We start from the raw sequence: 22,334 nt of genomic DNA on the forward strand, positions 1-22,334 counted from the left end.
AACGGGGGAGACGCGGTGGATCAGGAACGGGCGGACTTGCGGCCGCGCCGTTCGCGGCCGGCGGCGGAGATCAGCAGCAGCACGATCCAGACGATCATCAGGCTCAGGATCGAGACCGCGACGGACATCTGGCCGTCGTTCTTGCCGTTCGCGGCGATCCACACCGTGAAGGGCGTGAAGCCGAGGATCGAGGCGGTGGTGTACTCGCCGAGAACCAGCGCCACGGTGAGCGCCGAGGCGTTCAGCAGCGAGGTGCGCAGGTTGGGGACGACCACCGTGAACACCGCGCGCGGGAAGCTCGCGCCACAGCTGCGGGCGGCCTCGACGAGCGTCTTGACGTCCACGGCACCCAGGCCGGCGTCGATCGCGCGGTAGGCGAAGGGCAGCGCCATCAGCACGTACGCGATCACCAGCACCACCGGGAAGGTGGGGTTCTGGATGGCCAGGATGGTCTGGAACAGCGGGGTGGTGGACAGGTAGTCCGGGCCCCAGCGCAGCACGCCGATGATGCCGGTGGTCAGCGCGACGACCGGGACGACCAGCGGGATCGAGCAGATCAGCTCGAGCACCGGGCGCAGCTTGGGCGCGCCGAGCCGGGTCGCGACCATCGCCGGCACCAGCAGGAGCAGCAGGATCGCGACGGTCACCACGGCCAGCTCCAGGCTGAGCCGCAGGCTGTCCGTGAAGCCCGGGGCGCCCAGCAGCTGGGTGTAGGCGCGCAGGCTCCAGCTCTTGGTCATCGGGTTGTCGACGCTGAACAGCACCGAAGCGCCGAGCGGCACCGCGAAGTAGATCCCGGCGAGCAGCAGGACGAACCCGCGCCACAGGCGCAGGCGAGAGATCAACTGAGCCACTTGGCACTCCGGCGCTGGAGGGGGAGGTAGATCGCCATGACGAGAACGGCGACCACGATCATGTCGAGGCCGAGGGCGAGGGCGAGGTTGCCCTGCCCGACCAGGACGTTGCCGGACAGCGCGTTGGAGATCTGCAGGCTGATCAGCGGCACCGAGGCGCCCACCATCGCCGCCGCCGTGGCGTACGCGGCGAAGGCCGAGCCGAACAGCAGGACGTAGCCGCCCAGCAGCGAGGGCAGCAGGATCGGCAGACCCACGTGCCGCCAGTACTGGAGCGTGGTGGCGCCGTTGTTGGCGGCCGCCTCGCGCCACTGGACCCGCAGGCCCTCCAGGGCCGGGGTGATCGTCAGGATCATCAGCGGGACCAGGAAGTAGAGGTAGACCACGCTCAGGCCGGTGAAGCTGTAGAGGCTCCAGCCGTGCTTGGTGAGGTCGAGCTTCTGGGTGACCTCGCCGGCGTTGCCCAGCGTCGCGACGAACATGAAGGCCAGCGGCACGCCGCCGAAGTTGGCCAGCACGCCGGAGCCGGAGCGGACGAACTCGCGCACCAGGCGGAAGCGGGAGGTGGCGATCGCCTGGGCGAGCGGCAGCCCGACGACGGTGCCGATCAGGGCGGTGATCGCGGCGAGCTTGAGGCTGCCGAGCAGGGCCGTCCAGTAGGCGCCCTGGACCGAGCCGGTGATGTTGTCCAGGGTGAAGGTTCCGCCGCCGCCGGGGGCGTCGTCGGAGGTGGTGAAGGCCCCGATGGCGATCGCGATCGCCGGCAGGCCGAACCCGATCGCGAAGAAGACCAGCAGTGGGACGGTGGCCAGCCAGGCACCGCCGCGCGGACGCAGCGAGCGCCGCTTGGCGGCCGTGGGGGTGGGGGTACGGCGTGCGGTGCTGACGGCCCCCGCGCCGCCGCTGAGAAGCTCAGCGGCGGCGGGGGACGGCACCGGGGTGGGTGCGGTGTCGTTCATGGTGTTGATCAGCCCGCGATCGCCGCGGCCCAGTTCTGCGTGACGACCTTCTTGGCCGCGTCAGTCTGGGCCTGGGTCGGGAAGGTGGTGAAGGGGACGGCCACGGTCGGCAGCTTGGCGACGGCGGTCGGGTCCAGGGTGCCGGCGGTCTTCATGGCGTCGAACAGGGCCGGGGTGGCGTAGCCCTTGAGGAAGCCGTTCTGGCCGTCGGCGCTGTAGAGGTACTCCTCCCAGAGGCGAGCGGCGGCCGGGTGCGGCGCCCACTTGTTGATCGCCTGGTTGTAGTACTGCGCGTAGCTGCCGTCCGAGGGGATCGACACCTGCCACTGGATGCCCTGCGAGGCGAACTTGTCGGTGTAGCCGGCGTTCAGGTACGACCAGTCGACCGAGATCGGGGTCTCGCCCTTCTGGATGGTGGCCGGGGTGACCTCGACCGGGTTGAAGTTGCCGGCCTTCTTCAGCTTGCCGAAGAAGTCGATGCCGGGCTGGATGTTGTCCAGCGTGCCACCGTTGGCCAGCGAGGCCGCGTAGACGGCGCCGAAGGCGGCACCGGCCTTCGTCGGGTCGCCGTTGAGGGCCACCATGCCCTTGTAGGCCGGGTTCAGCAGGTCGGCGAAGGTCTTCGGGCAGACGGCGACCTTCTTCGCGTCACAGCCGATCGACATGTAGCCGCCGTAGTCGTTGTAGGACGCGCCGTCGGCGGCCTTCATGCTGTCCGGGATCTTGTCGAAGCCGGTGACCTTGTACGGGGCCAGCAGGCCCTGGCTCGCGGCGCTCAGCGCGAAGGCGCTGCCGAGGTCCACGACGTCGGGGGCGCGGTCCTGGTCCTTGCGGGAGGTGATCGCGTTGATCTCGTCCTGGCTGGAACCGTCCGGGTTCTCGTCCTGGATCTTGATGCCGTACTTCGCCGTGAACGCGTCCATGATGGCGCCGTAGTTGGCCCAGTCACGCGGGAGGGTGATCGCGTTGAGCGTGCCCTCCTTCTTGGCGGCGGCGACCAGGGCGTCCATGCCGCCGAGGTCGGCGGCGGAGGTCGCGGTCTTCGCGCTCTTGGCCCCGGCCGAGGAGCCGGCGGTGGCGGACGATCCGGCGGAACCGCAGGCGGTGAGGGAAAGCGCGGCGGCGGTCAGCACGGCCGCGATGGCGGCGGTACGGGCACGGTGCACGGTCACGGGAGAGTCTCCTGGTCGGGGTGCGGCAGAGTGCTGCGGGGGTGCGGCGGGGGGTGCACCGTCTGGTGCGGGATCTTCGGAGTGATCTAAGTGATCTAAGTGATCTAGGAAGCTTCTGGTGAGAGAAGGTCAGATCAAGTTGGCCAGCCAACTTTGCTGACGGGGGTAAGTACGCCGGATCCGGATGTCCAGGAGGTGAACGGGTGGCCCAGAACAGGGGTCGGCTGTGGGAACGGTGGAGTCCGGATGGTGGAAACCGGACGGGGAGCCGCACGAACGACCTCGCGGATGCCGATAGGGTCGGACCGTCCTCGGCCGGATCCGTGCACAGGACACCGACTTGGGAGGGACCGGTGGCAAGGGCCTTGAGTACGACTGGTGCGCAGGACGCGGGCGCCGAGCACAGCGCCGCAGCGCAGGACGCCGGCGGCGCCCTCTATCGCCAGGTCGCCGCCGACCTGCGCGAGGCGATCACCACCGGCGCCTACGGCGAGGCCGGACGGCTGCCCGCCGAGGGAGCGCTCGCCGAACGGTACGGGGTGTCGCGCGGCACCGTCCGGCAGGCGCTGGCCGTGCTGCGGGCCGACGGACTGGTCACCTCGCGCCGCGGCACCCGCCGGGTGGTGCTGGGCAACGCGCGCGTGCAGAGCTTCTCCGAGCTGCTCAGCTTCACCCACTGGGCCCGCTCGATGGGCGAGGAGCCCGGCGGCCGGCTGGAGTCGCTGATCCGTCGCCCGGCCGACGCCGCCGAGCGCGAGCAACTGCGCCTGGAACCGGGCGCCGAGGTGTACGTGACGCTGCGGCTGCGCACCCTCTCGGACGTCCCCGTGATGGTGGAGCGGACCGTCTACCCCGCCCATGTCGGCCAGCTGGTGGCCCAGTTGCCCCCCGACGTGGTCTCCCACACCGAGCAACTGCGCGAGCACGGCATCCTCTTCACCGACGCCGACCACACCATCGACGTGGTCACCGCCAACGCCGAGGACGCCAAACTGCTGGGCTGCCGCCGGGGCGCCCCCCTGCTGCGCGAACGCCGCCGGACCACCGACCCGACCGGCCGCCCGGTGGAGTGGTCCCAGGACCGTTACCTGCCCGGCACGGTGGCCTTCAGCGTCCACAACTCCCTTGCCACGTCGGCTCTTTCGCGCCACGCCCGAGCCGACGACTAGCGGCCTGGGACAGGCCCCGGCCGCTAGGCGGTGTGCTCGACGTACTCGAAGACGACCCCGCCGGGATGCCGCACGACGAGGTTGCGGCCGGTCGGCACCTGATTCAGGCCCGCGAGGACCTCTCCGCCGTGCGCGTCGAGGAGCGCCTGCACCCCGTCCAGGTCGTCGACGACCACGGTGCTCTGGACGTTCCGAAACCGGGCGAGAGCCTCGTCGGTGCCCGCGACGAGCAGGAAACCGCCGATGCGCGCCACCTCCACGCCGCCGTAGGCGAAGCGCCCCCTGCTCTCCTGCCCTGTCAGGTCGCGCAGGGCGGGCAGAGCACGGTCCAGGTCGTCCACGTACAGCCGAGCCAGCGTGGCCAGCACCTTCATGTCCGTCCCCCCAAGGTCGATTCGACTTTCCCGAACCATCGAACAGTCGTCATGCTAGGCACGGATCACGAGGAGGAGAAGGCCGACTCGGAGCCGTGCCGGACGCGTCCACCGACTCCTGATCAGCCCCCCAGCGCCATGGCGTAGACACCCTCCTGGACATGCCCGAACCCACGCCGCGACCACGCCCCCCGCAACGCGGCCACCGCCTCCTCGTCCGGCCGCCGAACCTCCGGATCGTCGGATTCGTAGCTGCACGGCTCCTCGGGCCCGTGCGTGTGGATCGGCGCCGGGTAGCACACCGCAACGCTCCGGGGCCCGCCGGCAAGGTGGCGGAGTGCGGTGACGGCGAGGTCCATCCCCACGCCGGTGCCGCGCCACTTCTGCTCGACCTCCACCGACTCCAGGAGCAGCAGCACGGCGGGATCGATCCCGACACTGTCGCGCAGCGCCGGGACCGGCACGCCGTCCTCGGCGAAGATGACGCGCGGGATGCGGTCCAGGCACCCGGAGTCGGTTTCGAGCGCCACATACGGGTTGGGGTGCCGACCGGGGACGACGCGGGTGATGACGGCTGTGCCGAAGATCGGTGTGTCCGCCAGGTAGAAGGAGGCCGTCCAGCGGTCCGCCCTCGACTTCCAGTCCTCATCGGCGTAGTGGTGTGCCGCGTACGAGATCAGAAACCGGTCCATGAGCTACACCTTCTCCTCACGACAAGGCAGGCCCCTCGCGTCCGCACGAGGGACCTGCCAGTGTGTCACTTCGACGGCGCCGGGGGCGGTGGAGCGGGCGCGGGTTCCGGCTTCGCGTGCTTCGGCGGGCCCTTGTGGTCAGGACCCTTGTGCTTGGCCTCGGTGATCACGATGTCCTCCTGTAGCGCTCTGTTTGGTGGGCGGTGCTTGGAGTTCCCAGGCGAACGCCGTCCACTCCCGCCCGCCCATCGCGGGCCGGAGCCAGACCTGGTGCGGCCGGCCGTTCAGGCAGTCGATCTGCTGGACGACGCCGACGCGCAGTGTTCCCGGGTCGTACGCGGTGTCGCCCTCGCTCCAGGCGGGTCCGGTGCCGGTGGTGTTCTTCTGGGGCACGGATGGCATTGGCGGACCCCTGGTCGCTGACGACGTGCTGTGCGCACACTCCGTAGTCAACTACTCGTCAGTTCTGCTCTCCAGAGCGTAAGTAGCGCATCATTACGGCATAATTCACGCACTGGTTGTGCTGACCTCGGGAAATTCCATGCGGAGTGAGGGCGGGATGGCATCCAAGCGGGAAGGTCTTGCGGCGCGGCGCAAATCGCTGGGCCACAGTCAGGAGTCGTTCGCGGAGAAGCTCGGGATCGCCACCTCGACGGTCGGCCGGTGGGAGAGCGGCAGCAGTGCGCCGCAACCCCACCTCCGCCCCAGGATCGCCCGGCTGTTGCAGGTCACCGCCACCGAGCTGGACCTTCTCATGACGCCGCAGCCGGTGACACCTGAGAGCCCGGCGGTGCCCGAAAGCGAGGATGACGACATGGACCGGCGCGCCTTCCTGAGCTTGCTGACCATCACCGGGACGTTTGTCGCACTTCCGCAGATCGGCACGCCCCCGGAGCCCGGCGACCGTACTCCGCCACCTGCGGAGACCGCTGGCGCGCTGAACCCGCACCTTTGGCAGGTCTTTGCGCTGTCCGAGTCCAAGCAGGCCGTGTACCCCTTGGTGCGTCGGCAACTCGGGCTGCTCGCGCGAGGGCTGGAGGAGCTTCGGAGCGAGGAGGCGCGTCAGCGGGTCTGCGTACTCGCTGCTGACCTGTACCAGCTCGCCGGTGAGATCTTCTTCGACCGCAACCGCTACACGGAGGCGGCTCAGTGCTACTCCCTGGCTGCGAGTGCGGCCAAGGAGGCCGGAGAGCACGATCTGTGGGCCTGCGCGCTGACCCGTCACGCGTTCATCGGAGTGTATGAACACAGGTTCGCGGCGATGGCCCCGATGCTGTCGGCGGCCTCCAGAGTCGCGCAGCGGGGAGACAGCCGGCTCTCCACCCGGTACTGGGTGGCTGCCGTGCAGGCCGAGGTGTACGCGGCCCTGGGGAACCTGGACGCCTGCAACCGTGCGCTCGACGTGGCCGAGCGCGTGGGCTGCCTGGACGGTCAGAGCCAGAACGGTGGTTGGCTGCGTTTCGACGGGTCGCGGCTGGCCGAACAGCGCGGAACCTGCTACCTCGCGCTCGGTCGGCCCGATCTCGCCGAGCACTCCCTGACCGCGGCCCTCGCGCAGGAGCTGTCGCCACGCCGTAGGGGTGCTGTGCTGGCCGAACTCGCTGCACTCGGCGCCCAACGCGGAGATCTCGATCAGCTGCTGCACTACAGCGGGGCAGCCCTCGAACTGGCCGGGCAGACCGGATCTGGTTTCCTCGGCAAGAAGCTGCGGGGGCTCCAACCACGGCTGGCACCGCTCATGGCCGATGGTCGTGTCGCAGAGCTGCACCACCACATCTCGGCACTAGCCGGTGCCGCCTGACCGCCTGACTGCCTGACTGCCTGACGAAGAGGAAATCATGACGGACGACGATGGCCGAATTTTCCGCGAGGCGTGGATCACCGGCGTCACCAAGCACTTCCCCGGTGAGCCGAAGCCCGGGTACGTCGTGCCGTGGGCTGAAACGCCCGACTGGGAGCGCCAGTGCGCGGCGGCTGTGTACGGGCAGGTGCGCGACTTCGTCGCGGTGAGCGGTGGTGCCACTGCCAGGTTGACGCGGGAGCAGAAGGGGCGGTTCGTCGCGTTGTGCTGGATCGCACAGATCCACAAGCACATCGAGGACCCGAAGCCCGGGTACGTCGCTGACTGGTCCGAACTGCCGTCCTGGCAGCAGGAGACGGACGCCGACATCTTCGAGCGGATCGAGCAGGTCGTCGCGCACCCTACGGGTCGGTCCAAGGGGTAGCGGTCGCAGGCGGTCAGTGAGCGATGGATCCGGTGCGGCGGTCCGGCCGCGTGCCCGAACGGGCAGGTCCGGGCGGGGAAGCTCAGATCTCGCTCAAGGCGAGATCGTTTCGAATCGGACGGTCGTACGCTCACGTCATGCCTGCTCGACAGGTCATCGGCTTCACCCAGGGGGTTGCCATGAGCACGATTCGTACGGCACTGCAGGCGGTCGGCCGGGCGGTGGCACAGGTCACCAAGTCGCGTCCGCCGCACCCCGACGCCCACACGGGACGCCCGGTCGCCCCCGCGTCGGACATGATGGTCTACCGCGCTCAGGAGACCCAGCGCCTGATGGGGCAGATCGGCGGCCTGGGTGGCGGCGGGTTCTAGGGCCTGTCACCACCGGACGGGTAGCGCGCATCCGCCGGAGTCGTCACCATCCGGGTCACCACGCTTCACGGGCGGTGCCGAGTCGTCGGCACCGCCCGTCCCTGTTCCCTGTTCCTTGGTCAGCGGGTGAGCAGGGCGGCCAGCAGCGGGCGGAAGTGGTCGAAGGTGGGGGTCTGGGCGTCGGCGACCTTGGCCTGGTCGTCCAGGCGGCGTACCGCCACCGCGTCCTGGGCGCCGGGGAGGGCGGCGAAGGCGGCGGCCTCCTCGGGGGTCATCGGGCCGCCCTGGACCTGGAGGGTGTACTCGGAGGCCTCGGAGAGCGCGGCCCGGTAGCCGGGCTCGACGGCGCAGAGGTAGCGCTTGGCGGCGACGTGCAGGCGGACCGGTTCGGTGACGTCCGGGCCGAACCACCGGGCCAGCCAGTCGGCGCCGGTGGCGCTGTGGTGGTTGTCGACGCCCTTCATCAACTGCCGTCCGCTCATGGCCCCTTGGCTGTGCGCCCCAGAGATGTGGCCGACGTCGTGCAGCAGCGCGGCGGCGATCTGCGCGTCGGGTGCGCCCGCGCGCTCGGCGAGGATGCCCGCCTGGAGCATGTGCTCGGCCATGGTGACCTCCTCGCCCAGGTACTCGCCGGCGCCCTCGCCCTCGAAGAGCTCCTGGAGGGTGTCCAGTGCGGCGAGGTGGCGGTCCAGGACGGCGAGGGTGGAGGCGAGCGAGTCGAGGTCGGCGTAGCAGCCCTGGAGGTGGCGGCGGCCGTCCTGCTCGAAGGCGGTCCGGGCGTGCAGCAGGCGGACGTTGTCGAAGATCAGGCAGTCGCCCGGGCCGAGCCGGAACTCCAGCTGGAGTTCCGGGCGGAGCGTGATCGCGGCGAAGCGCCGGTAGGCGGCGTAGAAGGCGTCCAGCTCGGCGTCGGGCAGTCGCAGCGTGCCGATCGAGCGGTTGTTGAACCGCACCTCGCGGATCCGTCCCGAGGCGTCCGTCTCGATCAGGGGCCGGTCGGCGCGCAGCTCGGTGTGCCGGTCGCGGAAGGCGAACGGGACGAGCGTGCGGGTCAGCACCGCGAAGTCCTCGGGTGCCTCGGTGCGCAGCAGGTCGGCGGCGCGGAAGCCGTCCACCAGGCCGGAGTCGCCGCCGACGGCCGCGTTCTCCAGGCAGTGCAGCAGCTGCAGGGTGGGCACCGGGTCGCGGTAGGGGTTGTCGGTGTGCGGGGCGATGGCGACGCTGGTGAAGGCCAGGTTGTTGGGGTCGGGCTCGACCCGGACGTCGAACAGCTCGCCGTAGTTGGTCTCGCGGACGTACCCGAAGCTCTCGGCCACCGCGAGCACCTGCCGCTCGACCCTCGGGACCGCGCGCAGCACCGCGAACCCGAGGCGCTGCACCGCGCGCAGCACGGCCGCCTGCTCGGCCGGGTCGGTCAGGTAGGCGTCCCACTGCGCCTCGGGGATCCCGGCGGCGAAGTCGGCGGCCTGCCACAGGCGCTTGCCCTGCTCGGTGCGGTGGTCGCCCCGCTGCGGCTCGTCCAGCCAGTCCAGCGGGTAGCGCGAGCGGTGCCCGTCGGACCAGTTGACCTCCAACTGGTCTTCCTCATATGACTGGTGAGTGATCGTCAGATCCTCTGGGAGGTTGGTGATCTGGAACAGCTTCTGCCCGTTGCGCGGGTCGCGGCATTCGGCGCACGGGCAGTTGTCGCGCAGCCAGTACGGGGAGAGCGGCATGGGTGATCCTTCCAGAATGACGCCAAGTTGTATAGCCAACTTGGCCCGATGGAGCCACCGTGCCGGGCGGCGGTGAGGTGCGGGTGTCGAGCAGGTGAAGGGTGTGGAAACAGTTCCGCCGGGCGATGCGAGTGTGGTGGAACGCCCAAAGTTGTACAGACAACTTTGCCGCTTCTCGTGTAGCGTCGGGGTCCGTGTCCAGCTCACTGCTCGCAACCGTCCTCGCGCTGACCTCGGCGCTCATGCACGCCTCCTGGAACGCGGCGGTGAAGTCCGGCAGCGACCGGCTGACCGCGGTGGGGGTGGTCGACGCGACCGCCCTGGTGGTCTGCGCGGTCGCGGCCCCCTTCGTGGCCCCGCCGTCCGCCGCCGCCTGGGGCTTCATCGCCGGCTCGCTCGCGCTCAACACGGTCTTCCGGCTCTGCCTGGTACGGGCCTACCAGCTGGGCGACTTCGGCCAGATGTATCCGATCATCCGCGGGGTCTCCCCGCTCGTCGTCGCCGCGCTGGCCGTCCTACTGCTGCACCAGTCGCTGACCACCCTGGCCTGGACGGGAGTTGTGCTGATCTCCGCCGGCATCACCAGCCTCGTGCTGGCCGGTGGCCGGTCCGGATTCCGCGCGCTGCCGATCGCCTACGCGCTCGTGGCGGGCCTGTGCGTGGCCGGCTACACGGCCTCCGACGCTGCAGGCCTGCGCGCCGCGGCCGTCGCCGGTCTGCACGCGGCCGCCGCCGCGGGCCCGCACGGCTCCGGCAGCCTGCTGAGCTACACGGTCTACCTGTTCCTGGTGGAGAGCGTCCCGATGCCCGCGATCGCCCTGGCGGTGCGCCGCCGCCGCGTACTGGACTACCTGCGCACCACCTGGCGCACCGGCCTGCTCGGTGGCCTGGCGGCGCTGCTCTCCTACGCGCTGATGCTGGCCGCCCTGTCGCTGGGCGACGTCGCCCGGGTCGAGGCGCTGCGCGAGACCAGCATCATCCTGGCGGCCGGGATCGGCGCGCTCTTCTTCAAGGAGGCCTTCGGCCGCCACCGGCTGGTCTGCGCGGTGATCGTGACCGGCGGCATCGTGCTGGTCAGCCTGTGAGGCCCGCCGCCGCCAGCGCCGCCGCCGGGTCCGCCGGGAGGCCGCGCTCGCGCAGTGCGGCGGCCAGCGCGTCCAGCGTGCGCCGCACCGTCCCGGGGGAGGCGGCCGAGCCGTAGTGGTTCACCCGCAGCACCTCGCGCGCCAGCGCACCGCCCGCCGACTGCACCGGCACGCCCGGGTCGGCGCGCAGCACGTCGGCGACGAGGGCGGCCGCGTCCAGCCCGGACGGGGTGCGCAGCGTGGTGGCCACCGGCGCCGCGTCCTCGGCCCGCCGGACGTACGGTGTCAGGGTGCCCAGCGCGAGCACGCCCGCGCGCAGCGCCGCCGCCGTCGCGCGGTGCCGGGCCAGCGCGCCGTCCAGGCCCTCGGCCGCGATCCGGTCCAGGCAGGCCTCCAGCGCCAGCATCTCCAACTGGGCCGGGGCGTGCGGCAGGACGGTCCGGCCGGCCGCCGTCCAGCGGTCGCGCCAGTCCAGCAGCGAGAGGTAGGAGCGGCGCGGCGCGGCCGGGTTGGCGGCGATCCGCTCCCAGGCGCGCGGGCTGACCGCCACCGCCGAGACCCCCGCCGGACCGCCCATCGCCTTCTGCCCGCCGATCACGCACAGGTCCACGCCCCAGGCGTCCGTCAGCAGCGGCTCGGCGGCCACCGAGGCGACCGCGTCCAGCATCAGCAGCGCGCCGTGCTCGCGGACCACGGCGGCGATCTCGGCGACCGGATTGGTGTTGCCGGTGGCCGCCTCGGCGTGCACCAGCGAGACGAAGGCGGTCTCGGGACGGTCCCGCAGCGCCTGTGCCACCTGCTCCGCGGAGACCGCGGTGTCGAACGGGACGGCGAGGTCGACCACCTTCGCCCCGCTGTCGCGCAGCCAGCCGCCGAAGGTCTGGCCGTACGGGCCGGTGACGATGTTCAGCGCCGTACTGCCCGGGTGCGCCGCGCCCTTGACCGCCGCCTCCAGCGGGAGCAGCGCCTCGCCCTGCATCACCACCACGTCGTTGCCGGTCCGCAGCAGCGCCGCCACCCGGTCCTCGATCGCCGCGAAGCGCGCGGCGGTGAGCGGGGGAAGGTCGAGGAGGTCGGTCACGGGCTGGGCCTTTCGCACGGCGGACACGGCTGCCCGCCCAGTCTGCCGCAGACCGGCCGGACGCCGGGGGAGCCGGCGTCGTAGAGTTCGCCCATGAACGATGGCGCGGTGCTGCACATCAAGGGCCGGGTGCTGGTCGGCCCCGAGGACGTCCGGGACGAACTCTGGGTCGTGGACGGACGGGTGACGTACGACCGCCCGGCCGGCGCCGCGGCCGCCGACGTCCGTACGGTCAGCGGCTGGGTGCTTCCCGGCCTGGTGGACGCGCACTGCCACGTCGGCCTGGACGCGCACGGCGCGGTGGACGAGGCAACCAGCGAGAAGCAGGCGCTCACCGACCGCGACACCGGCACCCTGCTGATCCGCGACGCGGGCTCCGCCGCCGACACCCGCTGGATCGACGACCGCGAGGACCTGCCGCGGATCATCCGGGCCGGCCGCCACATCGCGCGCACCCGCCGCTACATCCGCAACTACGCGCACGAGATCGAGCCGGAGGTGCTGGCCGAGTACGTCACCGCGGAGGCCCGGCGCGGCGACGGCTGGGTCAAGCTGGTCGGGGACTGGATCGACCGCGACCGCGGCGACCTGGCCGCCTGCTGGCCCGCCGACGCGCTGCGCGCCGCCATCGCGGCTGCGCACGCTGAGGGCGCGCGGGTCACCGCGCACTGCTTCGCCGCCGAGTCGCTGCCGGACCTGCTGGCCGCCGGCATCGACTGCGTCGAGCACGCCACCGGCCTCACCGAGGAGTTGATCCCGCAGTTCGCCGAGCGCGGGGTGGCGATCGTGCCGACCCTGGTCAACATCGCCACCTTCCCGGCGCTGGCCGACGGCGGCGAGGCCAAGTTCCCCGCCTGGTCCGCCCACATGCGCCGGCTGCACGAGCGCCGCTACGACACCGTGGGCGCGGCGAACGACGCCGGCGTACCGATCTTCGTCGGGACGGACGCGGGCGGCTCGCTCGCGCACGGTCTGGTCGCGGACGAGGTGGCCGAACTGGTCAAGGCCGGCCTGACACCCACCGCCGCGCTCTCGGCGGCCAGTTGGGGCGCCCGCGCGTGGCTGGGCCGGGACGGGCTGAGCGAGGGCGCGTCGGCCGACCTGGTGGTCTACGCGAGCGACCCGCGCGCCGACGTCCGGGTGCTGGCGGACCCCCAGCTGGTCGTCCTGCGCGGCCGTCCGGTCGGCTGACACACCTGTGCGGCAGGCCACTTCGACCGCTCCAGTGGCCGTTCGGGGGGCGGGCACTGGGCCGATAGGGTGGTTGCCATGGCACCGCGTCCGCTGAACGAGATCGTCGAACCCGGCTGGGCCCAGGCCCTGCAACCCGTGGCCGGGCAGGTCGCCGCGATGGGCGACTTCCTGCGCGGCGAAATCGCGGCCGGCAGAACCTACCTGCCGGCCGGCCCCGTCGTCCTGCGGGCCTTCCAGCAGCCGTTCGCGGACGTCCGGGTGCTGATCGTCGGCCAGGACCCCTACCCGACGCCCGGGCACGCGGTGGGGCTGAGCTTCTCGGTCGCCCCCGAGGTCCGGCCGATCCCCGGCAGCCTGATCAACATCTACCGCGAGATGGGCCAGGACCTCGGCTGCCCGCCGCCCAGCAACGGCGACCTGACGCCGTGGACCCGGCAGGGGGTGCTGCTGCTCAACCGCGCGCTGACCACGGCGCCCGGCAAGCCGGCCGCGCACCGCGGGAAGGGCTGGGAGGAGGTCACCGAGCAGGCGATCCGCGCCCTGGTGGCCCGCGGCGGACCGCTGGTGGCGATCCTCTGGGGCCGCGACGCCCGCAACCTGCGCCCGCTGTTCGGGCCGGTCCCGGCCATCGAGTCGGCGCACCCGAGCCCGATGTCGGCCGACCGCGGCTTCTTCGGCTCCCGCCCGTTCAGCCGCGCGAACGACCTGCTGGTCAAGCAGGGCGCCCAGCCGGTGGACTGGCGCCTGCCGTAGCGGCCGGACTGCGGTTTCACCGGGCGGGGCACATCCTTCATGGAAGGCAATCCCACTGCTCGTCACCCTGGGCCAGTACCCGGCGTACAGGCCGGCTCCATCCGCCGTACCAGGGGCTTTGCTCCCGGAAGGGCCTCCGACCTGCGGCGGAGGCCCTTTCTCGGAGGATGAGGAGCGGGACGCGACTGAGGACTGATCGGCCACAGAAGGAAACGGGGCCCTGATCCACCGTCGGTGGATCAGGGCCCCGCGCGGCCGTCCGTCAGTGCTGGCCTGCCAGATCGTGGCCGGTGACGGCGCGAGCGTAGGCGTAGAGGGCGGTGATCACTTCGGCACGGGTGCGGCGGCCGGCCAGAACCTCCATCTGATAGCCGTCCTCCATGGCGACGAAGTTGGCGGCGAGCAGGCGGGGCGGGTCCTGGATGACGAAGTGGCCCTGGGCCTGGCCCAGCACCAGGACACTTGAGTAGACGGCGATCTGCCGCTCGGTCAGTGCGCTGTCCAGTGCCGCGGCCCGGGCATCGCGCAGGCAGCGCGGCCAGTACTCGTAGAGCAGCCGGGTCAGCGCGTCGTCCGGCCCGCTGGCGACGCCGTTGCCGATGCAGGAGCGGAGTTTGTCGCGGGCGTCGGTGAAGCGGTCGGCGGCCTGCTCGCGCTCTTGGCTGTAACGCTCGATGGCCAGCTGGTAGGTCTCGTGGACCAGGGCGTCCAGATCGCCGTAGTAGAGCACCGCGGCCGGGGTGACACCGGCCTCCTCGGCGATGTCGCGCAGGCGCAGGCCCTCCAGCCCGCGCACCAGCAGTGCGCGCTGGACCGCCGCGCCCAGCTCGGCCCGCCGGGCCTCCTTCCCGCCGCCCTTCTTCGCCGCCACGGTGTCCCCTCTCCTCCGCTCGGATGTCTCTTCCCGAGTTTAACAACATGACCCCAGCTCTTGACGGGACGGGCGCCAGTCTCTTAAATCCAGATTTAACAAAAGCGCTCGCGTCAGGAGCCCCCACCGTGACGATGAACCCCACCGATGCCGGCCACAGAACCGGCACCCCACCCTCCGCCACCGGCAAAGGACTGCGCCCGGGCTCCGTCGGCCTGGCGGCCGCCGTCGCGCTGGGCCTGTCCTCGGTGGCACCGGCCTACAGCATCGCCGTCACCCTCGGCCTGGTCACCCTGGTCGTCGGCCACCTCGCCCCGGCTGCCCTGCTGCTCGGCTTCGTGCCGATCCTGCTGACCGCCTTCGCCTTCCGTGAACTCAACCGGCAGATGCCGGACTGCGGCACCACCTTCGTGTGGACCACCCGCGCCTTCGGCCCGGTGACCGGCTGGCTGACCGGTGGCTGGGTGGTGCAGGTCGCCACCCTGATCGCGATGACGGCACTGTCCCAGGTCGGCGCCACCTATCTGCTCCAGGTGCTCGGCCTGCACACGCTGGAGCAGAACACCGCCGCCGTGACCGCCACCGCCGTCCTGCTGCTGGCGGCTCTCACCGCGGTCGCCCGCAGGGGCCTGCAGATCGCCGCACCGCTCCAGTACGTCCTGCTGGGGCTGCAGCTCACCGCCCTGTTCGGCTTCGGCGCCGCCGCCCTGCTGCGACACCACGCCGCCACCCCGTCCCCGGCCTGGCTCAACCCCCTGGCCTTCGGTGGCTTCGGCCCCTGCGCCCAGGCGGTGCTGCTCTGCCTGTTCATCTACTGGGGATGGGACGCGCTGATCACCGTCAACGAGGAGACCAGCGACAGCGACCGCGTCCCCGGGCGGGCCGTGCTCATCTCCACCTTCGTCCTGCTGGGCACCTACCTGTTCACCGCCTTCGCCGCGATCGGCTTCGCGGGCACCGCCGGGACCGGCCTCGGACTGGGCAACCCCGCAGGTGCCACCGACGTCCTGGCCACCCTCGCCCCCGCCGTCCTGGGCACGGCCCTGGCCAAGGCGGTCCAGCTCGCCATCTGCCTCTCCGCCCTCTCCGCGCTGCTCACCAGCCTCATCAGCAGCTCACGCGCCACTCTGTCGATGGCCTCCCACGGCGCCCTGCCCCCGGCGTTCGCCCGGATCCATCCCCGGCACCGCACCCCCGCCTTCGGGACGGTCTTCTTCGGCGCCACCACCGCCGTCCTGCTGGTGCTGCTCCAGCTCCTCTCACCGAGGTTCCTCGGCGACGCCATCCTGTCCGTCGGCCTGCTGATCGCCGGCTACTACGGCACCACCGCCCTGGCCTGCGTCTGGCACTTCCGCACGCAGTTGCGCGACTCGCCGCGCGACCTGCTGATGAAGGGCGTCCTGCCACTGCTGGGCGCCATCATGATGCTCGCGGCCTTCGCCCGCAGCGCCCACGACATGTACGCCCCCGCCTACGGCAGCACCTCCTTCCACGGCGTCGGCGGAGTCTTCCTGCTCGGCATCGGCTCCATCGCCCTGGGCGCTGCGGCCGTACTGACCGCCCGCGCCCGCTTCCCCCGCTTCTTCCGCGAAGGCCGCAGCGCCGTCGCTCAGCTCACCATCACCGAGGACTGAACACCCCGTGCGCACACTCGCCATCGCCGCCCTGCAGACCGCCCCCGTGCCCCACGGCCTCGAAGCCACCTGGCTCCGCTTCGCCGACCAGGTCCGCACCACCCGCGAGCTGTTCCCCCACGTCCAACTCGTCACCGCCCCCGAACTGCTCCTCGCCGCCGAAGGGCCGCTGCTGGGCCCAACGCCCGTCGACTGGATGGAACAGGCAGCCGTCACCATTCCCGGCCCGCTCACCGAGCGGATCCGCGCCCTCGCGACGGAGACCGGCCTGTGGCTCGTCCCCGGCAGCGTCTTCGAGCGTGCCGAGGACGGCCGCATTCACAACACCGCGTTCGCCGTCTCTCCGCAGGGCGAGATCGTCGCGCGCTACCGCAAGGTCTTTCCCTGGCAGCCCTACGAGAAGGCCACCCCCGGCACGGGGTTCACCGTCTTCGACATCCCCGGGGTCGCCACCGTGGGTCTGGCCATCTGCTACGACGGCTCCTTCCCCGAGACCATGCGCCAACTTGCTTGGCTGGGAGCGGAGATCGTTATCCATCCCACCTTGACCACCACCCGCGACCGCGAGATGGAACTGGTCTGCGCACGTGCCAACGCCTGGACCAACCAGCTCTTCGTCGTCAACGTCAACGCCTCCGACCCGGCCGGCGTCGGCACCAGCGCCATCGTCGACCCCGAGGGCATCGTCCGCCAACAGGCCGGCCCCGGCGAGGAGATCCTCGTCGACGTCCTGGACCTGGACACCGTCACCCGAGTGCGCCGCTACGGCTCCGCCGGGATCAACCGCCCCTGGGCCCAACTCGCACGCTACGGAGAAACGATCGAACTCCCAATGTACGGAGGAACATTCCACACGCCGCACTGGCTGAAGGACGAAACCGCAGACTAGGCCATCGGGCGAAGCCGGCCACCCACCGCAGCTATCCGGCGACCATCAGGTCGCCGGATACCGAGAGGTCGACGGGAGTTCCGGTGCAGCTCGCCATTGCCGCCCACGAGGCGAAGACCGTCCCGCAGTCCGACTGAGGACCAAGGTATCGGACCCTCAAGTCCCTTTGGCGTCCTATGGTGTAGGGATGAATGAGTTCCTTGTTCGCGCCTGCCGCGCCGAGGACGCTGCGGCAGTCGCTGACGTGCTCAACGCTGTTTCCAAGGCCGGCGGCGGGCACCTCGAGCTCCCCGCCGCCGCGATCGAGAACGTACTCCGGGCCGAGGTCGGAGACCTGGCGAGGGACACCCGGGTGATCACCGATGCGCAGGGGCTGCTGCTCGCCGTCGCGTTGGTGCGTCGTCCACCCGAGGGCGGGTTCCGGGTCAGCCTGGAAGGCGGTGTGCGCCCTGCCTGGCAAGGTCGGGGAGTGGGACGGGAGTTGCTGGCCTGGCAGCTCGACCGGGCGGCTGAACTGCATGCCGAGGCTGCGCCGGACGCGCAATGGCTGGCCGAGGTCGACGCCGGCGTCGCCGACGCAGCCGCTATCCGGTTGTACGAGCGGCTGGGGTTCGTCGTCGAGCGGTTCTTCCTGGAGCTGACCGCGCCCACCTCATCGCCGTCGGTGCCGTCGGTTGCCCCGCCCGTCGAGGGCCTGCGCATCGTCCCGTACGTTCCCCACCGAGAGCGTGAGCTGCACGCCGTCCACAGGGCGGCGTTCTGCGACACCTGGGGGTACCAGGAACGCGCTTTCGAGTCCTGGGCCGAGCTGACCGTGCGGGCGGAGACCTTCCTCCCCGAGCTGGCCCGGCTGGCGCTCGTCGGTGACGAGATCGTCGGTTACGTTCTCCCGTACGCCGACGCACCCCAAGCGCTCTACCTCGGCCAGGTCGGCACCGCCACGTCCTGGCGCCGACAGGGCGTGGCGGCCGCGCTGCTCGCCGACGTGCTGGGTGCGGCCGGCCGATCCGGCTACGCCGAAGCCGCACTTGAGACCGACGCCGACAGTGCCACCGGCGCATCCGGCGTCTACGAGAAGGCGGGCTTCGTCATCAACCACCGCATCGTCGTCTACCGCAAGCCCGTCCGATGACGGCGACATGTCCGTACGGGTCGACTGTCGACCGTGGAGTAGGTGGAACAGGTGCGAGGGCCGTGCTGGTGTGCACGGCCCTCGCACCGGGTGTGGGGCGCCCCGTTCCCGCCCTCGTCGTCCGGATCTGCACATGGTGGTGAGCTGTGCGGTGTGCTCGGTCACCTGTACGCGATGCTGAGCTGCACTGTTGGTGAGGAATCGAACCCCTGCGTTGCTCTTCACGCGCCAAGGGCCGGATAGACCGCCGACCCGCGGTGTGTGCACGCCTCCGTGGCGACTACCTGCTTCCCACACCCAGCTGTGGGGTCAGTCCTCGATCAGGTCGATCTCCCAGTTGGTGCGCTGGATCAGGGTGTCCACCTCGCGGACCTCCTTGGCCAGAACGTCTGCCTGGGCGCGGAGCTCGGCGACCGGCAGGGCGGAGAGGACCCTGAGTTCGGACCGCAACTGCCGTACGGCTCCGCGCTGATCGCGCCCGGAGGCGGCGTCGGCGGCTGCGGTGATCACCGAGTGGCGCAGCCGCAGGACGTCCCGGCGGGCGAGGGCGTCGGTAAGAGTGCCACCACCCTCGATCAGCGCGGTGGAGTTGGTCCGGTTGATCTGACGGATCAGCCGCTCCAGCTCGTCCAACACCTCGCCGGCCTGGGCCAGAATCTCCGCCGCGTTCTCGGCCGGCTCCTCGCCCTCCTGGTAACGGGCACTGCCGACGACGCGGGCCCGCAACTGCTCCACCCGCCGCACCGCAGCCGCGCGCTGCGCGAGCGCTTCAGCCAGTTTCACCGTGTCATCACCTCTACGTCCCACTGATCGTCCGGTAAGTATGCACGTCAGTGCCGGCGGCACGGGTCGGGTTATGGGAGTTCGCGGCCGCAGCCAAAGTCCGTGGCGGTGTGGCCATGGGTCCGGCATCATCCCCGTGTGATTCTGATGCAGCCCGTTCTGGCCCTGGAGCCCGCACAATGAGCAGCTTCCTGACCCACCGGGCACGCGTGCATGACGCACGGCTCCCGCCGTACCGGCGGCACAGCGCGCTACGCACCTGCCTCACCCACTTCGCGCCCTACGGCTTCCGCGCGACGTACCACCACCTCACGCTCAGCGCCCGGATCCCCCGGCGGCTGGAGGCGGATCCGGACGCGCTGGTGCGGGCGGTGGAGGAACTGCACGAGGCGCGGGTGCTGTGGCTCGCTCGGGCGCAGGAGTTCGCGGCGCAGCGCCGAACGGAGAAGCGCGCCGGGCGGCGGGCCGTACCGAACCCGCGGCCGTGGTGGCTGGTGAGCTGGTGGGAGGGGTTGGACCGCGCCTGGTACGACGACCCGTTCCGTCACCCGTCGCTGCCGCTGCCCGCGTACGTCCGGCGGCAGAACGCGCTCCTGGACGGCGCCGAGCTCCCCGGCTGCCCGGCCTGCGGGGACGAGGGGCCGCCGACGTCGGCTTCGACCGGGCACGGATGGGTCGAGCTCTGCGGCCGGTGCGCGTGGGCGCTGGCGCCGTGTCGGTGCGGGCAGCAGCACCGGGTCGTGCCGGGGGTCACGTACGGCTGGAACGAGATCTGGCGCCGGGCGCACGTGAGCGATGACGGCCTGCCGAACCCGCACCGGCCCGGGGGGCTGGGGCCGTGACTTCCAGCACCGCAACCTCCTCTGGCGGGACAACGAGGTGGTCGCCGTTCTCGGCTGGGACCGCATCCTCGATCTGGAGCGTGTTGCGGCGTTCATGGCGGGCTACCGGTCGGAGATCGCGATCGGCCCGGCCGCGTGGGAGGACGCAGTGCAGCGGCTCTGGTGGAAGCGGATGACGGACCTGTGGGTGCTGGCCTTCCACTACGACCGGGGCGACCACGCGTGCGACCACCTCTTCGCCCCTCAGGAGCGACTGCTGTCCTGGTGAAGCGAGCGCCGCGACGAGGTCATGGCCGCGTTCACCGCTGAGGCCTGAACCTGATGTGCGAGAGGAAGCCGGGGCGCCGGACTGTGGCGCACGGCATGGTGAAAGCGGAACCCTGCGCCCCGCATCGGGCGTCTGGCCGGTGTGGGATCACCCGGGAGAGCGCGACGCGGCGGCGGTCCTGCGGGGAGTCCCCGGTTCGGAGGATGCGGTCGCCGGGCGGTTGAATCGGGCGGTCGAGTCGGGCGGTGGGGATGGGAGCTGTCATGGGGTCGCTGGGAGAGAGACTGAGCGAGGCGCGGGAGCGGACCTTCATCGGTCGGGAGGGGGAACTCGGCCTTTTCGAGCAGGCTTTGGCAGGGGATCCGCTGGCGCCGTCCGCTTTCTACCTGGTCGGGCCGGGGGGTATCGGGAAGTCGACGCTGCTGCGCCGCCTGGCGGACCGGGCAGCTGCGGCGGGCCGGTTGCTGGTGGAGATGGACGGTCGTTTCGTCAGCCGCGATCCGGCCGACTTCGAGCGCGCGGCCGCTCAGTTCCTGGACGTTCGCGGCACGGTCCTGCTGGTGGACTCGTTCGAGCACTGCCAGTGGCTGGAGAGCTGGCTGTGGCAGCGCTTCCTGCCTCGTGCCGCTGACGGTGCGTTGGTGGTTCTGGCCGGACGGCTCGCGCCACAGGCGCAGTGGACCGCCGATCCCGCGTGGGCGGGGGTGCTGCACGTCGGGGAGCTGGTGCCGTTCTCCGAGGAACAGGCCCTGAGCCTGCTGGTCGCGGCGCAGCTGCGGCCCGAACTGCGGGAGCGGGTGCTGCGCTTCGCCGGCGGCAACCCGTTGGCGCTGTCCCTGGCGGCTGCCTCGGGAGTGACGGGCTGGAGAGGGGAGGAGAGCTGGGCGCCCTCGGCCGATGTCCTGCGGACCCTGCTGGCCGGGTTGGTCGGCGAGGTGCCGACGGCGGCGCACCGCCGCGCCCTGGAGGTGGCGGCGCAGGCGCATTCGACGTCCGAGGAACTGCTCGCCACGGTGCTGCCCGAGGAGGACGCTCACCTGCTGTTCGGCTGGCTGCGGGAGCTGCCCTTCATCGAGTCCACCCACCGGGGGCTCCACCCGCACGACGCCGCGCGCGAGACGCTGGCCGCCGACCTGCGCTGGCGGGCCCCCAACGCGTTCGTGGCGATCCGCCAGCGGTTGGCGGACGAGTACCTGCGCCTCCTGCGCGAGGCGCCCGAGGAGCGGGTCTGGACCGTCACCGACGAGCTGTTCTACCTCTTCCGGGAGGGGGCGACCCTGGCGCGACTGCGCACCTGGTCCCGCGAGGACGAGGTGCACGACCGCGCCCTTCACCCGGACGACCTCGACGTCGTGCTGCGGATGGCCGAGGAGACCGAGGGGCCCGCCTCCGCGGAGCTGGTCCGCTACTGGGCGGAGCGTCAGCCGCAGGCGTTCAGCGTCTACCAACTCGTGGACACGGGACGGACCGTGGCGTTCACCGCCCGGCTCGTCCTGCCGGCCCCCGCCGATCCCCTGGACCTGGCCACCGATCCGGTGGTGGCGGCGGCCTGGGCGTACACCGAGGCAGCCGCGCCGGTGGGGCCCGGTGAGCACATCGGCGTGAGCCGTTTCTCGGTCTATCCCGAGCGGTACCAGGTGCCCTCGCGCGTCATCGACCTGAGCAGCTCCCGGGCCCAGGCGGAGGCCGCCCGCGCCCGCGGTCGCGCGTACGGCTTCGCGGTCTACCAGGACGCCGACACCTGGGCCGCGCGCGTCAAGGGCACCCTCGGCGACACCGGCGCGCGGCCTCGGGTCGGTGAGCACACGTACGGGCTGTTCAGCGTCGACTGGCGCCAAGTGCCCGTCGAGGACTGGCTCCGCCGCTTCATAGCGACTCCGGAGGAACCTGCCCGGTCGGGCCCGTCGGGCGTGACGCGCAACGCGTTCGACCAGGCCGTGCGCGAAGCCCTGCTGCACTGGCGTGACCCGCGGGCCTTCGCCGTCTGCGCCCTGATGCGGGTCCGCCTGGCGGCCGATCTGGCCGACCCGGTCGGGGAGTTGCGGGTCCTGCTGCGCCAAGCCGTCGACGACCTGGCACGTGATCCGCGCGGGGCGCGGGCCCGCGAGGCCCTGACGGCGGCTCACTTCTCCGGTGCGCCGACCCAGGAGGCCGCCGCCCGCCGTCTCGGCCTTCCGTACGGCACCTACCGGCGGCACCTGCGCCAGGGCCTGGACCTGCTCTGCGAGGCCCTGTGGCAGCAGGAGCTGCACGGCTCCCGGTAGGAAAGCG

23 protein-coding genes are annotated in these 22,334 nt (G+C 71.4%); 13 read left to right on the top strand and 10 right to left on the bottom strand.

What is annotated here, in order from left to right:
- Window positions 1–20: 20 nt before the first annotated feature.
- Genes BS80_RS06730 through BS80_RS06740 form a run of 3 tightly spaced genes read right to left on the bottom strand, consistent with a single transcriptional unit; the run spans window position 21 to window position 2,985 of the window.
- Window positions 21–842 (bottom strand): ABC transporter permease, encoded by an 822-nt coding sequence (locus BS80_RS06730; RefSeq protein ID WP_035794811.1) that lies wholly within the window; start codon window positions 840–842, stop codon window positions 21–23.
- A complete protein-coding gene (locus tag BS80_RS06735) occupies window positions 842–1,813 on the bottom strand; it encodes an ABC transporter permease (RefSeq protein ID WP_035794236.1) in 972 nt (323 codons plus the stop codon). Before BS80_RS06735 ends, BS80_RS06730 begins: the two co-directional genes overlap by 1 nt.
- A gap of 8 nt (window positions 1,814–1,821) precedes the next feature.
- The gene (locus BS80_RS06740) at window positions 1,822–2,985 is read right to left on the bottom strand and encodes an ABC transporter substrate-binding protein (protein WP_051966204.1); all 1,164 of its coding nucleotides are present in this window, start codon (window positions 2,983–2,985) and stop codon (window positions 1,822–1,824) included.
- A 365-nt stretch (window positions 2,986–3,350) separates the two neighbouring features.
- On the opposite strand from BS80_RS06740, the gene BS80_RS06745 reads away from it, so the two are divergent.
- A complete protein-coding gene (locus tag BS80_RS06745; RefSeq protein WP_083974327.1) occupies window positions 3,351–4,154 on the top strand; it encodes a GntR family transcriptional regulator in 804 nt (267 codons plus the stop codon).
- 23 nt (window positions 4,155–4,177) lie between these two features.
- Here the strand turns inward: BS80_RS06745 and BS80_RS06750 are convergent, their stop codons facing one another.
- The 3 genes from BS80_RS06750 to BS80_RS40390 all read right to left on the bottom strand — a co-directional run bounded on the left by BS80_RS06750 (window position 4,178) and on the right by BS80_RS40390 (window position 5,613).
- Window positions 4,178–4,528 carry a VOC family protein gene (locus tag BS80_RS06750; protein WP_035794237.1) on the bottom strand — a complete coding sequence of 117 codons (351 nt, stop codon included), beginning with the start codon at window positions 4,526–4,528 and terminating at the stop codon, window positions 4,178–4,180.
- A 122-nt stretch (window positions 4,529–4,650) separates the two neighbouring features.
- The gene (locus tag BS80_RS06755; RefSeq protein ID WP_035794239.1) at window positions 4,651–5,220 is read right to left on the bottom strand and encodes a hypothetical protein; all 570 of its coding nucleotides are present in this window, start codon (window positions 5,218–5,220) and stop codon (window positions 4,651–4,653) included.
- Between the two features lie 138 nt (window positions 5,221–5,358).
- A complete protein-coding gene (locus BS80_RS40390; RefSeq protein ID WP_198045454.1) occupies window positions 5,359–5,613 on the bottom strand; it encodes a hypothetical protein in 255 nt (84 codons plus the stop codon).
- 166 nt (window positions 5,614–5,779) lie between these two features.
- Between BS80_RS40390 and BS80_RS06760 the strand changes: the two genes are divergently transcribed.
- The 3 genes from BS80_RS06760 to BS80_RS06770 all read left to right on the top strand — a co-directional run bounded on the left by BS80_RS06760 (window position 5,780) and on the right by BS80_RS06770 (window position 7,816).
- Window positions 5,780–7,021: a helix-turn-helix domain-containing protein gene (locus BS80_RS06760; protein ID WP_035794814.1), complete on the top strand. Its 1,242-nt coding sequence runs from the start codon at window positions 5,780–5,782 to the stop codon at window positions 7,019–7,021.
- A gap of 37 nt (window positions 7,022–7,058) precedes the next feature.
- On the top strand, window positions 7,059–7,445 hold the full coding sequence (locus tag BS80_RS06765; RefSeq protein ID WP_035794241.1) for a hypothetical protein: 387 nt from the start codon (window positions 7,059–7,061) through the stop codon (window positions 7,443–7,445).
- Window positions 7,446–7,582: 137 nt separating this feature from the next.
- Window positions 7,583–7,816: a hypothetical protein gene (locus tag BS80_RS06770; protein ID WP_157535975.1), complete on the top strand. Its 234-nt coding sequence runs from the start codon at window positions 7,583–7,585 to the stop codon at window positions 7,814–7,816.
- Window positions 7,817–7,935: 119 nt separating this feature from the next.
- Here the strand turns inward: BS80_RS06770 and tmpA are convergent, their stop codons facing one another.
- Window positions 7,936–9,531 carry a 2-trimethylaminoethylphosphonate dioxygenase gene (gene tmpA, locus BS80_RS06775; RefSeq protein ID WP_035794247.1) on the bottom strand — a complete coding sequence of 532 codons (1,596 nt, stop codon included), beginning with the start codon at window positions 9,529–9,531 and terminating at the stop codon, window positions 7,936–7,938.
- Between the two features lie 194 nt (window positions 9,532–9,725).
- Here tmpA and BS80_RS06780 point away from each other — a divergent pair, with 194 nt between their 5' ends.
- Window positions 9,726–10,616, top strand: coding sequence for an EamA family transporter (locus BS80_RS06780; RefSeq protein WP_035794250.1), 891 nt, complete (start codon window positions 9,726–9,728; stop codon window positions 10,614–10,616).
- Here the strand turns inward: BS80_RS06780 and BS80_RS06785 are convergent.
- Entirely contained in the window at window positions 10,606–11,697 is a 1,092-nt protein-coding gene (locus tag BS80_RS06785) for a pyridoxal-phosphate-dependent aminotransferase family protein (RefSeq protein ID WP_051966206.1), read from the bottom strand. The two genes, BS80_RS06780 and BS80_RS06785, sit on opposite strands and share 11 nt — an antisense overlap.
- Before the next feature lie 93 nt (window positions 11,698–11,790).
- On the opposite strand from BS80_RS06785, the gene BS80_RS06790 reads away from it, so the two are divergent.
- Window positions 11,791–12,888 carry an amidohydrolase family protein gene (locus tag BS80_RS06790; RefSeq protein WP_035794252.1) on the top strand — a complete coding sequence of 366 codons (1,098 nt, stop codon included), beginning with the start codon at window positions 11,791–11,793 and terminating at the stop codon, window positions 12,886–12,888.
- Window positions 12,889–12,966: 78 nt separating this feature from the next.
- Window positions 12,967–13,644, top strand: coding sequence for a uracil-DNA glycosylase (locus BS80_RS06795; RefSeq protein ID WP_035794256.1), 678 nt, complete (start codon window positions 12,967–12,969; stop codon window positions 13,642–13,644).
- A 262-nt stretch (window positions 13,645–13,906) separates the two neighbouring features.
- On the opposite strand, the gene BS80_RS06800 is transcribed toward BS80_RS06795, so the two are convergent.
- Complete coding sequence (locus BS80_RS06800; RefSeq protein WP_035794257.1) at window positions 13,907–14,515, bottom strand: TetR/AcrR family transcriptional regulator; 609 nt, start codon at window positions 14,513–14,515, stop codon at window positions 13,907–13,909.
- A gap of 134 nt (window positions 14,516–14,649) precedes the next feature.
- Between BS80_RS06800 and BS80_RS06805 the strand changes: the two genes are divergently transcribed.
- From BS80_RS06805 to BS80_RS06820, 3 genes are all read left to right on the top strand, one after another.
- Window positions 14,650–16,149: an APC family permease gene (locus BS80_RS06805; protein WP_157536042.1), complete on the top strand. Its 1,500-nt coding sequence runs from the start codon at window positions 14,650–14,652 to the stop codon at window positions 16,147–16,149.
- Window positions 16,150–16,156: 7 nt separating this feature from the next.
- Window positions 16,157–17,038: a carbon-nitrogen hydrolase family protein gene (locus BS80_RS06810; RefSeq protein ID WP_035794261.1), complete on the top strand. Its 882-nt coding sequence runs from the start codon at window positions 16,157–16,159 to the stop codon at window positions 17,036–17,038.
- 187 nt (window positions 17,039–17,225) lie between these two features.
- Entirely contained in the window at window positions 17,226–18,170 is a 945-nt protein-coding gene (locus tag BS80_RS06820) for a GNAT family N-acetyltransferase (protein ID WP_083974331.1), read from the top strand.
- A 309-nt stretch (window positions 18,171–18,479) separates the two neighbouring features.
- On the opposite strand, the gene BS80_RS06825 is transcribed toward BS80_RS06820, so the two are convergent.
- The gene (locus BS80_RS06825) at window positions 18,480–18,953 is read right to left on the bottom strand and encodes a DIP1984 family protein (RefSeq protein WP_035794266.1); all 474 of its coding nucleotides are present in this window, start codon (window positions 18,951–18,953) and stop codon (window positions 18,480–18,482) included.
- Window positions 18,954–19,132: 179 nt separating this feature from the next.
- On the opposite strand from BS80_RS06825, the gene BS80_RS06830 reads away from it, so the two are divergent.
- The 3 genes from BS80_RS06830 to BS80_RS06840 all read left to right on the top strand — a co-directional run bounded on the left by BS80_RS06830 (window position 19,133) and on the right by BS80_RS06840 (window position 22,327).
- Window positions 19,133–19,795 (top strand): hypothetical protein, encoded by a 663-nt coding sequence (locus BS80_RS06830; protein ID WP_035794269.1) that lies wholly within the window; start codon window positions 19,133–19,135, stop codon window positions 19,793–19,795.
- The gene (locus BS80_RS06835; RefSeq protein ID WP_051966207.1) at window positions 19,749–20,063 is read left to right on the top strand and encodes a protein kinase family protein; all 315 of its coding nucleotides are present in this window, start codon (window positions 19,749–19,751) and stop codon (window positions 20,061–20,063) included. The genes BS80_RS06830 and BS80_RS06835 overlap by 47 nt, the downstream gene beginning before the upstream one ends.
- A gap of 263 nt (window positions 20,064–20,326) precedes the next feature.
- Complete coding sequence (locus tag BS80_RS06840) at window positions 20,327–22,327, top strand: hypothetical protein (protein WP_035794271.1); 2,001 nt, start codon at window positions 20,327–20,329, stop codon at window positions 22,325–22,327.
- The last annotated feature ends 7 nt before the right edge of the window (window positions 22,328–22,334 follow it).

The organism is Kitasatospora mediocidica KCTC 9733 (assembly GCF_000744225.1).
Lineage (GTDB): Bacteria > Actinomycetota > Actinomycetes > Streptomycetales > Streptomycetaceae > Kitasatospora > Kitasatospora mediocidica.

Coding starts and splice junctions, on each gene's coding strand:
- BS80_RS06735 (WP_035794236.1), bottom strand. CDS start 1,813: ATGAACGACACCGCACCCACCCCGGTGCCGTCCCCCGCCGCCGCTGAG.
- BS80_RS06750 (WP_035794237.1), bottom strand. CDS start 4,528: ATGAAGGTGCTGGCCACGCTGGCTCGGCTGTACGTGGACGACCTGGAC.
- BS80_RS06755 (WP_035794239.1), bottom strand. CDS start 5,220: ATGGACCGGTTTCTGATCTCGTACGCGGCACACCACTACGCCGATGAG.
- BS80_RS06760 (WP_035794814.1), top strand. CDS start 5,780: ATGGCATCCAAGCGGGAAGGTCTTGCGGCGCGGCGCAAATCGCTGGGC.
- BS80_RS06765 (WP_035794241.1), top strand. CDS start 7,059: ATGACGGACGACGATGGCCGAATTTTCCGCGAGGCGTGGATCACCGGC.
- BS80_RS06770 (WP_157535975.1), top strand. CDS start 7,583: ATGCCTGCTCGACAGGTCATCGGCTTCACCCAGGGGGTTGCCATGAGC.
- tmpA (WP_035794247.1), bottom strand. CDS start 9,531: ATGCCGCTCTCCCCGTACTGGCTGCGCGACAACTGCCCGTGCGCCGAA.
- BS80_RS06790 (WP_035794252.1), top strand. CDS start 11,791: ATGAACGATGGCGCGGTGCTGCACATCAAGGGCCGGGTGCTGGTCGGC.
- BS80_RS06795 (WP_035794256.1), top strand. CDS start 12,967: ATGGCACCGCGTCCGCTGAACGAGATCGTCGAACCCGGCTGGGCCCAG.
- BS80_RS06805 (WP_157536042.1), top strand. CDS start 14,650: ATGAACCCCACCGATGCCGGCCACAGAACCGGCACCCCACCCTCCGCC.
- BS80_RS06820 (WP_083974331.1), top strand. CDS start 17,226: ATGAATGAGTTCCTTGTTCGCGCCTGCCGCGCCGAGGACGCTGCGGCA.
- BS80_RS06830 (WP_035794269.1), top strand. CDS start 19,133: ATGAGCAGCTTCCTGACCCACCGGGCACGCGTGCATGACGCACGGCTC.
- BS80_RS06835 (WP_051966207.1), top strand. CDS start 19,749: ATGACGGCCTGCCGAACCCGCACCGGCCCGGGGGGCTGGGGCCGTGAC.
- BS80_RS06840 (WP_035794271.1), top strand. CDS start 20,327: ATGGGGTCGCTGGGAGAGAGACTGAGCGAGGCGCGGGAGCGGACCTTC.